The following is an 11,007-nucleotide window of genomic DNA, read 5'->3' on the forward strand; positions in this document are numbered from 1 at the left end:
AATATCTTACTTTTTGAACCGGCTCATTTTTGTACAATTGAAAATCTTATCACCGTCAAATCTATAGTTAGCTGCTACCCCTTTTACTCCGATGAGTCGCGGTCGATTACGGGAAGGTGTTCATCCAACATCGCCTTAGTAATTCCTCGTTTCTGAGCGTTGTACTGCCAGCGGATGAATCGCTCGATTAGTCGCTCGTTCTCATGCTTATGGCGCTCCACTTCGCTTTCGAGCTTGCGAATTTTCTGCTCAGCATAGGAGAGGCTGGACGGGCGCCGAGAGGGTGTTGGCCCTTCCTTTAGATAGTTTTTTTTCGCATCGAAAGCCGACTTCACAGCCAAATGTGCATTGAGGGTCTGCCTCGTTGGACGAAACCCAAACATCTCTCCTGCTCTGTCACACAGGCTGTCCCAGGTGAGCCGCCCCTCCCAAGCATCAATGAGATCGACCAGTACCAGGATATCGTGATTGGTTAGGTGCCTGTGCGCCATCAGAAGGTGTCCATCGCAAAGTTCATGATAGGCATATCAGGGACTGCGCGTGGAAGACGACTCATACCTTGGCGCCCAGCAAGGTCTCGCTTCAGCGGGCTATGCTCTTGGTCATTGTTGAGCATGATGATGCTCCCCTCACAAATCTCTGGGCTCTCCATGATTTCGATGAGTTGATCGAGGCGCTGCAAAGTTTTAAGCTGATGCTGACTCCAACGGTCAGCGCCGAAGTTGCCAGTCTCATCAGCCAGTTTAGCTTTATCTAGTTGAACCTGGGTGAGGTGACGGTGCTCCTTGAGACGCTTCAGCTTCACGGAGTCGCCCTTGATACACGCATGCTCGGAGCAATTCAGACAATCTCTATGTTTCTGGCAAGGAAGCATTGAGTAATCATGGACACAAAATCCAAAGATCGTAACGTGAGCAATTGCGTCACCGACCTGTTCCAGATCTTCGAGTGTGACCGGAGAGTTCTGCCTTACCTTTTCCAGAATTCCATTGGGTAGAGCGTTCTCGGAAAGCTTTACGTACTCATCCTCGGACATGTGGTTGTACGTAGCGTTCTGGTGAATATTCGCTCTAGCAGACCACTTCGCAATGTCGAGCTGCCCCAGGTTACCCCGCTGTGCAGCAGTATTCAGCAGGTGACGCACTTGGTGGGAAGTCATTGTGACTTCTGACCCATCAAGATTTTTGTAGCCATGACGCGTCCAGATACTCCGCTCTTGGCCTTTGATGTAATTCAGGTCAGTCGTAAGCAGGCTCTTGCCTGGAGTCCAAAGCTTGACACGGCTCGTGGTGAGATCCAGTCGAAACTCATGGGCCCGGTAGCTGCAAAGAGCCTCTGAATACTTAAGCTTTCGTTCTTCATCAATGTAGGGAAAGCCTTCTGGAAGCACCGAGTGGCAGTAATCGTTCAGGAAAGCCAAAGTCAGCGTACTATCGGCTTTACGTTGCTTCTCATAAGGCGCGTACCCCTTGAAAAACTGATGAATCACTCCTTTGCTACCTGCCCAAGCCAAGCCCAATGCCAAGCAGACCTGCTCGTCTGACAGTGGCTCATGCTCTCCAACGTTAGGGCATTCGTCATGACGGTAAAACTTGGAGGGATTTTCCTCGTACCACTTTGCCAGCCTCCGTCCTTCTGCAGAAAGTTCTGTAAGTCGGCGGACAGCTTCCTCGGCGATCTCCACAAAGCATGTCGTTACATACTTGATATCCCAGCCGGCGCCTTTACCGCCAAAAAAACGAAGTCCAAGCCTGTCAATGCCTTTCGTATCCTTTTCATAGTGCAAAACATTCAAAGGTAATCGCTGAATTTCAGTGATCCTTGATGGAGCGCACATAAGCAATGCAAAGATGGATGTAGTGAAACGGTCACGGGGATGCTGCGGGTTATTCGCAAACATCTCGGCCATTCCCTCCAGTTGCAGGTCATCCGGCAGTTTACCTGCGCGCTTGTCTTGAGCTTCCTTGTCAGTGCGATTGATCCCTTTAGGCCTGGCGATGGGATTCTGCCATTCAAGTCGTTTAGGCGCGATCTTGCTGTCGTTCAGGAACCTAGCCAGCTTTGCTAATGCAGAGCCAGCTTGGTACGCAGTAGCGCCATATTCCCTAGCAAATTGCGCAGCAACATCCATTACGGAAATGTCCACCAAGGTGATGTCGGCCTTCCCTTTCATTGTTAGGAGCGCTGGCTCTATGCATCGGATAGCTTTTAATTCGTTAATCAGCTTAGATGGGTTAAGTCCTTGCTGATAACGGACATAGGCTTTAGCAAATGGTAAAATTTCTGAATTCAAATATTGGTCATCAGTGAAGCCTCTCGACGGAGCGCCCTTGACTGTAAAGTTACCTACCTTTGGCCAAGTGTTGGAGTTCCAGTCCAGACTTTCACCGAACACCGTCAACCTGTCCCGGCACATTTCAATGAAATCTTCGAGATTACTTCTCGCATCCCGTTCGGCCTTGGGGGAAAACAGTAATAGCTCGGCCATTATTTTATTTCCCCTTTCGCTATACGGCAGCGATTGATCACATCGCTTACGGCGTATATCAATCGATCATTTGCCGATGCGAATTTGAGATCGCCAGTTAGGCTATTAACACGATCACGCTCTTGGATTAGACCATCTAAGACTTCTTCGTGGGGCCCGTCCAGCCATGGCTGGAAATAAGCGCAGGTATAACAGGCAACGGGGGCAAGAGCGCTGCAGAAGCCGTGGCTGCCGCAGCTACCTACATTTCTATTGCCAGTCGAAATGCGGCTCGATGGATCGTTGCCGCGAATAGCCTCCTTTTCAGAACGAATCACAACACCCCTAAAAAGCTGGGCATATGGCGCGAGTTGAATAGCAACAGCTTTGTCGATCCGCTCTACGATGTCAGGTAGGTTCTTTACATAAACACCAGCATTTTGCGTATCTGTGTGGTCAAGAGCTTCAGCAATGACGTATTCCCCCTTCCCCTCACGAGCCAAGTTGGTACCCAACGTATATCGAAAGCGATTAGGAGTAAGATGAAGGGGCATACCAGTTCGTTCACTAATTACACTGATTTTTTCACCAACATCCACAACTGCGCGAGTAATTTCAATCGAAGGGATATGGAGGCGATCAGTCTTCAGCACCTCTAGCTCTAGCGCCAGAGAAAGATCCTCGCTCATATTGGGGAACAATGGCAGCTCATCGTTCAGATGCGCCGGAATTACCTTAGCACCTAAACTTTTCCCAAACAGAGCCTGGACATAGCTCGCCTGCTCTCTGAGCAGCATCCAGAGATCTTCAACGATTGCAAACTTCTTGAACGAAGAGCGCCATCCCATATTGCGCTGCTTAGCACGAGGGAAATTTATATAATACTTACTTTCAAGCTGAATCAAATCCTTGAGCTTTAGAGCAGAGACCTGACCAGGCCGGCGCCCGGTCATGACAAATGTCATCAGCATCGCGGTTTCAGTCAAGCCCAAGATTTTCTTAGCGAGGCAGTGAGTCGTAGACTCTACAATCCCCTGCATTTCGACATCGGTCAACGGCCCTTCTTCCGGGCATTGCGACTGAACGGCGCGACCTTTTTCATTACCCTTGAGCTTAATATTGTTGAGTAAAGTGAGGGTCTCAGCTGGTATCCCCGGATAACCTAACCGTACCCACTGCCGCATAAATACCCGTACCGCTGACAGATACCAAGCTCTCGATTTATCCAAACTAGCTCGATAAGAAATTATAGAGTCGACAGAGAAAAGCTGAGTGCCATTTAGCGCCTGCACATAATGCGTAAGACGCCACATCAAATTTTGTACGTGATAGGGAGAGTTATGCCGCGCGTAGAACGCGAGCACTTGACGAAGCTTATAGCTGTCTCCTGGAAAAACCTTGCTGTGCTCACCAATAGGTAAGTCGATATCTTTGCTTAGCTTCCAGCGCTCGTCGAGAAGATCGACCAAATAGCCGGCGCGTGAGTAAAACTGCCCGCTTTCGAGGTTTTGGATGCCATCCAGTGCAATCGGCGCTAATACCTTCACGGTCTGACCCTTTGTCATCCACTCTTCTGATTCGACTTTGTGTAGCGCTCTTGAAGCTCCAGGCCTGCTTTCTGAGCTTTCTCTTTCGTATGCCTACGATTGTAAGTACCTGCCGTACCCGAGGTTTCACTCCACCCCATCCAGTACGAGCGGATCTTTTCCTCTTCCTCGGGAGTCATCCCCTTTTCTTCCGCAAGGCGAGAAAATTGGTAATTCCAGTTGTGCCGAAGGGCGTGAGCATGAAATCCAGCGTTCTCTACGATGGCCGAGATCCGGCCCATCCATTTGTTAAATGCCCCTATGGACAGTGGCGCACCTTGCGTCGGGCCTGCCTTGTGAGTAACAAAGAGATAGTCATGCTTCCTAGCACCCGGCACTTTCCTGCGAGCATTTTTCACATAATTGGCAATCTTCTCTACCAACGTAGGCGCGATGCGTATGCGGCGAGGTCGTGTCTTAGCTGTAGGCTGATGCTTTCGCGTATCGAGATCTGAATCAGGCCGGCGCACCACAGACAGCGTATTGTCGCCGAAGTTGATATCTCCAATCCTGAGGTTGAGCAACTCGCCGCGCCTCATGCCAGTGAGTTTGAGAAGAAAGAACATCAAGGCATTGCGAAGCTGCACGTCTCCATCAAGGGCCGGATTGTTATGCGATCCTGGCTTCAGTGCCGCTTCAATAGCCTGAATCGCCTCTTCGCTGAGATGAATCTCATCTCTATCAACAATTGATTTATTAGGCCTGCCGGGCCGATGCGCCTTGATCGTCTCAGCCATCTTGTTGACTACGTCATCAGCAAGGTGGGGGGCGACTCGACGGGCTAGAAACTGAAGGTATTGCGCGATAGTGCTAATACGGAAATAGTGGACGCTGGCACCCACTACCTGAAGTTTATGAGGAATTGCTATGACCTTAGTGGACTGTTCACTTCGAAGAGAGCGCTGCAGGAAATCGCATAGGTCTCTAATCTGATTGTGATCTAGTAGTACGCCTTGTGTGAAAGTCGACACTAAATCTATGCCCAGCCGAGCCTCCCAAGCGAAGAGAGCTTTCAGTGCATTAAGAGCGTTGGTGATGCTGTTAGCGGCATGGGAATTCGCTCTCAGTTTCCAGGTGATGAACAATGTGGGATAGAAAAGAGGCATGCCCTCGCCATCAACTAGGACAGAAAATCGCTCGCCATTTGTCCCCCTGAATCTGCGTATAAAGGTATCCATATACCACACCAAAACTTTACGTTTTGCATGGTTTCAGACTACGAAAAAAGGGTCAATCAAGACCTTACGCTTCAAAACGAAGAAACCCCCGCAATGCGAGGGCTCCAGACCTAAACTTTACAAAAAGGTCTCAGGTAAGTCCTAGAAGGGAATGTCGTCGTCGAAGCTGTCGTAGTCCTGCTGAGCCGGCTGCTGCTGGGGCTTGGGCTGCTGCTGAGGACGACTGTTGCCAGAGCCGGCATTGCCACCGTTGTCGTACTGCGGAGCCGACTGCTGGGGACGAGGGGCACGCTGCTGCTGGGGCGCAGGGGCGCTCTGGTTGTATTCATCGTTGCCACCGGCATTGCCACCGCGGCCACCCAGCAACTGCATGTTGCCGTTGATATCGACCACGATTTCGGTGGTGTAGCGATCCTGACCGTCCTGACCCTGCCACTTGCGGGTACGCAGGCTGCCTTCGACATAGACCTGGGAGCCCTTGCGGATGTACTCGCCGGCGATCTCTGCCAGACGACCGAAGAACACCACACGGTGCCATTCGGTGCGATCCTGCTGCTGGCCGGTCTGCTTGTCCTTCCAGCTTTCGCTGGTGGCCAGGGTGACATTGGTCACCGCATTGCCATTGGGCATGTAGCGGGTTTCGGGATCGGCGCCGGCATTGCCGACGAGGATGACTTTGTTGACGCCACGGGCCATATGAATCTCCTGATAGGGCTGTCGATCAAGCGGCGACTGGCGTTTGGCTTACCAGTCGCTCCAGTTGCGCCCGATCGACGATTTTAGTATCGATCTTGATGTAGACGGCTTGTTCTTCCGCCACCATTACCGCGTCGGTCACTCCGGCCAGGGCCAACAGGCGTCCGACCAATCCCTGGTCGTTGACTAGCGCGGGCGTAACCGGCAAACGCAGACTGGTGACATAGGGCGGTTCTCGCATCGTGCCAGCTACCACCGCCCATCCCAGGCAAAGCGCCGCACAACCCAGGAAGACGGTGGACAGGCCACCATGCTGGAACAGCCAGCCACCGAGGATACCGCCCAATGCGGAACCAAGGAACTGACTGGTGGAATAGATCCCCATGGCGGTGCCCTTGCCGCCTGCAGGTGCCACCTTGCTCACCAGTGACGGCAGCGAGGCCTCCAGCAGGTTGAAGGCGGTAAAGAACACCACGATGCCAATGACCAGGGCCACCAGGCTGTCGCTGAAAAAGAAGAAGTACAGCTCGCAGAGCACCAGCACACTGATGGCACCCACCAGCACGCGCTTCATCCGTCGCTTCTTTTCACCATAGATGATGAAGGGAACCATGGCGAAGAAGCCGACCACCAGTGCGGTCAGGTAAACCCACCAGTGCTCTTCCTTGGGCAGGCCGGCGTGTTCGGCGAGGGCCAGCGGCAGGACGACGAAACTGGCCATCAGCACAGCGTGCAGCGCCAGGATACCGAAGTCCAGCCGCAGCAGATCGCGATTGCGCAGGGTGGCGCCCAGCGCCTGGCGCGCCAGATTCGACTCTCGATGGGTGAAGGGCGAGGCCTGGTGAGGAACCAGGAACAGCACGATCAGCAAGCCGACCAGTGCCAGCCCGCAGGTCGCCCAGAACAGGCCGGCGAGACCATAGGCACGGGTCAGCAGCGGTCCGGCTACCATCGCCACGGCAAAGGACACGCCGATGCTCATGCCGATGGTAGCCATGGCCTTGGTGCGATGCTGCTCGCGGGTCTGATCCGACAGCAGCGCCATGATGGCGGCCGAAATGGCACCGCCGCCCTGCACGATACGACCGGCGATAACGCCCCAGATCGAGTGGGCATTGGCGGCAATGGCGGCACCAAGGGCGAACACCAGCAGTCCACCAATGATGATGGGGCGGCGACCGATGCGATCGGACAGCGTCCCCAGGGGAATTTGCAGAACCGCTTGGGTCAAACCATAGGCACCTATGGCCAGGCCAATCAGCGCCGGGGTGGCATCAGCCAACTCCTGACCATAGGTCGCCAGGACCGGGAGCACCATGAACATACCGAGCATACGAAAGGCGAAGACCAGAGCCAGCCCTAGGGCGGCACGGCGTTCGACGCCGTTCATGGCTTCACTGCGCTTGTCGAGCATTGATAATCCTCTCGTCGGCGACAGGCTTTTACGTCGCCACACAGCTTTAAAACAGTCGTGACAATGACCATTTAGGGAGGAAGCGGTGAAGATAGCCGAGCGCTCGTCCGAACGTTCCCGACCGCCAGGATCACGAACGCCCGATCACCGCTGTCGGGCCACCAATTTTACCAGCCTTACCCCCTCTCTCACAGGCGCGGCAGATAGCCGCAGCCCGGGACGAGACCTCTTTCCTATTGAAGCGCCGCCAAAACGAGGCAGAAGTCTACGTGGATAAAATCCTCATCCGTGGGGCCCGCACCCATAATCTGAAGAACATCGACCTTACCCTCCCCCGGGACAAGCTCATCGTCATTACCGGCCTGTCCGGTTCCGGCAAGTCTTCGCTGGCGTTCGACACCCTCTATGCCGAAGGCCAGCGCCGCTACGTGGAATCCTTGTCGGCCTATGCCCGGCAGTTCCTGTCGATGATGGAAAAGCCCGACGTGGACACCATCGAAGGCCTGTCCCCGGCGATCTCCATCGAGCAGAAATCCACCTCGCACAACCCGCGCTCCACCGTGGGTACCATCACCGAGATCTACGACTACCTTCGTCTGCTCTATGCGCGCGTCGGTACGCCCCGCTGCCCGGAACACGACGTGCCCCTGGAAGCCCAGACCGTCAGCCAGATGGTCGATCAGGTGCTGGCCATGCCGGAAGGCGAGCGACTGATGCTGCTCGCCCCCATCGTGCGCGAGCGCAAGGGTGAACACCTCTCGGTATTCGAGGAACTGCGCGCCCAGGGCTTCGTCCGCGTCCGCGTCAATGGCCGTCTGCACGAGATGGACGAACTGCCCAAGCTCGACAAGCAGAAGAAGCACACCATCGAGGTGGTGGTGGATCGCTTCAAGGTGCGCGAAGACCTCCAGCAACGCCTGGCGGAATCCTTCGAGACGGCGCTGAAGCTGGCCGACGACATCGCCATCATCGCGCCCATGGAAGGCGGGAAGGGTGAGGAGATCGTCTTCTCCGCGCGTTTCGCCTGTCCGATCTGCGGCTTTTCCATCGGCGAGCTGGAGCCCAAGCTGTTTTCCTTCAACAACCCTGCCGGTGCCTGTCCGACCTGCGACGGCCTGGGCGTGAAGCAGTTCTTCGATGCCCGCCGTGTGGTCAACGAGGAGCTCAGCCTCAGCGAGGGCGCCATCCGCGGCTGGGACAGGCGCAACGTCTACTACTTCCAGATGCTCGGCTCATTGGCAAGCCACTATGGCTTCAGCCTGGACGAGCCCTTCAAGGGTCTCGATGACAAGCACCGCAAGGCGGTCCTCAGCGGCTCCGGACGCGAGAGCGTCAACTTCCGCTATCTGAATGACCGCGGCGACATCGTCAAGCGCGCCCACCCCTTCGAAGGCATCCTGCCGAATCTGGAGCGGCGTTATCGCGAGACCGAATCCCAGAGCGTGCGCGAAGAGCTGGCGAAGTATCTGAGCACCCAGCATTGCCCGGACTGCAATGGCACCCGCCTGCGCCGCGAAGCCCGGCATGTGTGGGTCGGCGACAAGACCCTGCCGGCGGTCACCCGCCTGCCCGTGGGCGATGCCACCCAGTACTTCCAAGACCTCACCCTCAAGGGCCAGCGGCAGCAGATCGCCGACAAGATCCTCAAGGAGATCCGCGAGCGCCTGCAGTTCCTGGTCAACGTCGGCCTGGACTACCTGACCCTGGATCGCAGCGCGGACACCCTGTCCGGCGGCGAGGCGCAACGTATCCGCCTGGCCAGCCAGATCGGTGCGGGTCTGGTGGGCGTCATGTACATCCTCGACGAGCCTTCCATCGGCCTCCACCAGCGCGACAACGAGCGCCTGCTGGGTACCCTGACCCACCTGCGCGACCTGGGCAACACCGTCATCGTCGTCGAGCACGACGAGGACGCCATCCGCCTGGCGGACTATGTCATCGACATAGGTCCGGGCGCCGGCGTACACGGCGGCCAGATCATTGCGGAAGGTACGCCCGACCAGGTTATGCAGCACCCCGACTCGGTGACCGGGCAGTACCTGTCGGGTCGCAAGAAGATCGCAGTCCCCGCCAAGCGCACGCCGCGGGACAAGAAGAAGCTGCTGAAGCTAAAGGGTGCCCGCGGCAACAACCTGCAGAACGTCAATCTGGAGATTCCCGTTGGGCTGCTGACCTGCGTGACCGGGGTATCCGGCTCCGGCAAGTCGACTCTGATCAACAACACCCTCTTCCCGCTGACCGCCACGGCGCTCAATGGCGCGACGACCCTGGAAGTCGCCGCCCATGACAGCTTCGACGGCATGCAGCACCTGGACAAGGTGGTGGACATCGACCAGAGCCCCATCGGCCGGACGCCACGTTCCAACCCGGCGACCTACACCGGTCTTTTCACCCCGATTCGCGAATTGTTCTCCGGCGTCCCGGAATCCCGCTCCCGCGGCTACACCCCGGGGCGCTTCTCCTTCAACGTCAAGGGCGGCCGCTGCGAGGCCTGCCAGGGCGACGGCGTCATCAAGGTGGAGATGCACTTCCTGCCGGACGTCTATGTCGCCTGTGACGTCTGCAAGGGCAAGAGATACAACCGCGAGACCCTGGAGGTGAAGTACAAGGGCAAGACCATCACCGAGGTGCTGGACATGACCATCGAAGAGGCCCATGCCTTCTTCGAGTCCATCCCGGCCCTGGCGCGCAAGCTGCAGACGCTGATGGATGTCGGCCTGTCCTATATCCGTCTCGGCCAGAGCGCTACGACCCTGTCAGGCGGCGAGGCCCAGCGTGTGAAGCTGGCGCGGGAGTTGTCCAAGCGTGATACCGGCAAGACACTCTATATTCTTGACGAGCCTACTACCGGTCTGCACTTCGCCGATATCCAGCAGCTGTTGGACGTTCTGCATCGCCTGCGGGATCACGGCAATACCGTGGTGGTGATCGAGCACAACCTCGATGTCATCAAGACCGCCGACTGGCTGGTGGACCTGGGCCCGGAAGGCGGTTCGAAGGGTGGTCAGATCATCGCGACAGGTACACCCGAGGAGGTCGCGGCGAACAAGAAGTCCTATACCGGCCACTTCCTCAAGCCCTTGCTGGAACGTGACCGGGAGTAATCTTCGGCACCTTCCAGAACGCAAAAAGCCCGGCCAATGCCGGGCTTTTTCTTGCTCACGTAAAGATGCGGTAGGTTGGGCTGAGCACAGCGAAGCCCAACTTCCGGAAGCCAACCCCTGCCCCTCACCGCCCCGACCCGCCGCCGTTCGCTTGATCCCTGCAGCGGAGCTGATTGTTGGGCTTCGCTGCGCTCAGCGCCAACCTACGATGATTCTGTGCCGCGCTTCAAACACAACAGCCCGGCGCAGCCGGGCTGTTGGGGCTCTTGAGCTCTTGCAGACTTAAAGCTGTACCTGCCTAGCAGGCACTGCTCCAACGCCGCCGCCGGGCCCTTTAGTCCCCTCTCCCCCGGGGAGAGGGCTAGGGTGAGGGCACCCTCAGCGACGCCACTTCAGGCTTCCGCTAGCCGATCAGCCGATTGCCCGCTCCCAGCGCTCAAGCCCCTGACGCCCGGCCAAACTTTTCCCGCCGCAAAGACAACACCCCCGCCAGAATGAACTGAGCGGGGGTGCTGGGTGTTAGGCGCTTGACGATGACCTACTCTCACATGGGGAAACCCCA

Annotated in this window: 7 protein-coding genes; 1 reads left to right on the top strand and 6 read right to left on the bottom strand. The window is 56.4% G+C overall.

The genetic code is table 11. From position 1 onward, the window contains the following. Positions 1–83: 83 nt before the first annotated feature. The 6 genes from OMP44_RS23485 to OMP44_RS23510 all read right to left on the bottom strand — a co-directional run bounded on the left by OMP44_RS23485 (position 84) and on the right by OMP44_RS23510 (position 7,341). Positions 84–491, bottom strand: coding sequence for a hypothetical protein (locus OMP44_RS23485; RefSeq protein WP_280311454.1), 408 nt, complete (start codon positions 489–491; stop codon positions 84–86). Next, positions 491–2,488, bottom strand: coding sequence for an integrase (locus OMP44_RS23490; RefSeq protein WP_280311455.1), 1,998 nt, complete (start codon positions 2,486–2,488; stop codon positions 491–493). Before OMP44_RS23490 ends, OMP44_RS23485 begins: the two co-directional genes overlap by 1 nt. Continuing rightward, positions 2,488–4,032: a site-specific integrase gene (locus OMP44_RS23495; RefSeq protein WP_280311456.1), complete on the bottom strand. Its 1,545-nt coding sequence runs from the start codon at positions 4,030–4,032 to the stop codon at positions 2,488–2,490. Before OMP44_RS23495 ends, OMP44_RS23490 begins: the two co-directional genes overlap by 1 nt. After that, positions 4,029–5,159, bottom strand: a complete 1,131-nt coding sequence (locus OMP44_RS23500) for a tyrosine-type recombinase/integrase (RefSeq protein ID WP_280311457.1) — start codon at positions 5,157–5,159, stop codon at positions 4,029–4,031. The genes OMP44_RS23495 and OMP44_RS23500 overlap by 4 nt, the downstream gene beginning before the upstream one ends. 213 nt (positions 5,160–5,372) lie before the next feature. After that, positions 5,373–5,927, bottom strand: a complete 555-nt coding sequence (gene ssb, locus OMP44_RS23505; protein WP_158893811.1) for a single-stranded DNA-binding protein — start codon at positions 5,925–5,927, stop codon at positions 5,373–5,375. A gap of 25 nt (positions 5,928–5,952) precedes the next feature. After that, on the bottom strand, positions 5,953–7,341 hold the full coding sequence (locus OMP44_RS23510) for an MFS transporter (RefSeq protein ID WP_280311458.1): 1,389 nt from the start codon (positions 7,339–7,341) through the stop codon (positions 5,953–5,955). Positions 7,342–7,610: 269 nt separating this feature from the next. Between OMP44_RS23510 and uvrA the strand changes: the two genes are divergently transcribed. Beyond that, a complete protein-coding gene (uvrA, locus tag OMP44_RS23515; protein ID WP_187980474.1) occupies positions 7,611–10,445 on the top strand; it encodes an excinuclease ABC subunit UvrA in 2,835 nt (944 codons plus the stop codon). Positions 10,446–11,007: the final 562 nt, after the last annotated feature.

This window comes from Pseudomonas flavocrustae (assembly GCF_029872515.1).
Lineage (GTDB): Bacteria > Pseudomonadota > Gammaproteobacteria > Pseudomonadales > Pseudomonadaceae > Chryseomonas > Chryseomonas aestiva.

What these genes read in the sequence shown, in the direction of transcription:
- OMP44_RS23485 (WP_280311454.1), bottom strand. Translation starts at nt 491, where the DNA reads ATGGCGCACAGGCACCTAACCAATCACGATATCCTGGTACTGGTCGAT.
- OMP44_RS23490 (WP_280311455.1), bottom strand. Translation starts at nt 2,488, where the DNA reads ATGGCCGAGCTATTACTGTTTTCCCCCAAGGCCGAACGGGATGCGAGA.
- OMP44_RS23495 (WP_280311456.1), bottom strand. Translation starts at nt 4,032, where the DNA reads ATGACAAAGGGTCAGACCGTGAAGGTATTAGCGCCGATTGCACTGGAT.
- OMP44_RS23500 (WP_280311457.1), bottom strand. Translation starts at nt 5,159, where the DNA reads ATGCCTCTTTTCTATCCCACATTGTTCATCACCTGGAAACTGAGAGCG.
- ssb (WP_158893811.1), bottom strand. Translation starts at nt 5,927, where the DNA reads ATGGCCCGTGGCGTCAACAAAGTCATCCTCGTCGGCAATGCCGGCGCC.
- OMP44_RS23510 (WP_280311458.1), bottom strand. Translation starts at nt 7,341, where the DNA reads ATGCTCGACAAGCGCAGTGAAGCCATGAACGGCGTCGAACGCCGTGCC.